The organism is Vibrio sp. 661, from assembly GCF_033339315.1.
In the GTDB taxonomy this organism is placed as follows: domain Bacteria; phylum Pseudomonadota; class Gammaproteobacteria; order Enterobacterales; family Vibrionaceae; genus Vibrio; species Vibrio alginolyticus.
Genome location: NZ_JAWOUJ010000083.1, coordinates 1 through 1,222, shown reverse-complemented (window position 1 = coordinate 1,222; position 1,222 = coordinate 1). Strand labels below are relative to the sequence as shown.

Genomic DNA, 1,222 nt, shown 5'->3' with positions numbered 1-1,222 from the left:
ACAAGCATTATCAAGAGATCTCGTTTGTTGGTCGCTTAAGCCATGAAAAAGGCGCAGATCAATTTATCGAGTTAGCAAAAGCCTGCCCTGATTATCGCTTCTCTATCTATGGCGATGGGCCTGAGCGACAAAACTTAGAGACAACCGCACCAGCGAATGTCATTTTTCATGGTCATCAAACAGACATGAACGCGGTATGGGAAAATATCAGCGTATTGATTATCTCTTCTCGCTTCGAAGGACTACCCATGGCGGCACTTGAGGCAATGGCACGCGGCATTGTGGTGATCAGTCTAAAGATCGGACGTTTACCCGACATCATTCAAACAGGCAACAATGGCTTTATTGCCGATGATGTCCCCGCTCTCGCGCTAAATCTACAACACTGGATGGCGATGGAGAAAAGCCAACAAGAACGAATCCGTAAAAACGCACGCCAAACGATCGTAGAACAGTTCTCAACAGAGAGCGTTATTCCCGTATTGCTAACGCAATATCAAATTGAGATGGATAACTAACCCATATTGGTTCTCAAATTGAGAATTTGTTTCGCTGCTTCTTGGTTTCCATCTCCTCACCCATACATTTCAATCACTTAAACCAATAGCATATTTTGGCATCTCGGTTGCAGTAGTCGAATTAGATTAACGATAAGACCGAGGTGACTTATGACTACTCCAAAACGCATTCTTTACGTTCATTATGGTGATAATTGGATTCGCGGCAGTGAAGTGGTACTACTCGATCTTATCTTGGGTATCGACCGAGACAAGTTCGAGCCAATTGTCTGGTCGAACTGCCAACCTCTGATTGAGAAATGCCAAGATCTTGGTATCAAAGCAGAGCACTCTACGTTCAATCTCGTCGGTGGCTGGTGTGCGCCGCGTTGGGACATCACGGGTTGGAATAACCTGATCAAACAAGGTTCAGCGCTCATCGAGAAGCACAATATCGACCTCGTTCATGTCAACAGCGGTGGCCCTTGCCAATGGATGTCCTTAGCCGCACGCATGAATCATGTACCTCTAGTCACGCAATTGCATTGTCACTACACGCTGCGCGATCGTTTTTCGCTTGGCTTGCACCTTTCGCCGAAACTAATCTGTGTGAGCAAAGATGTAGGCCGCGAAATTCTGCGCGATGGTTATCCAGAAGAGCAACTGCACGTAGTGCACAACGGCGTCTCTTTGGATGACTCTGAAGCGCCTATCGACATCAAAGC

Annotated in this window: 2 protein-coding genes; both read left to right on the top strand. The window is 46.6% G+C overall.

Annotated features, from left to right (window positions below; translation table 11 throughout):
* A partial coding sequence (locus tag R7P69_RS24845) for a glycosyltransferase family 4 protein (RefSeq protein WP_318121772.1) occupies positions 1-518 on the top strand: 518 nt, incomplete at its 5' end.
* 150 nt (positions 519-668) lie between these two features.
* A partial coding sequence (locus tag R7P69_RS24840; RefSeq protein ID WP_318121771.1) for a glycosyltransferase occupies positions 669-1,222 on the top strand: 554 nt, incomplete at its 3' end.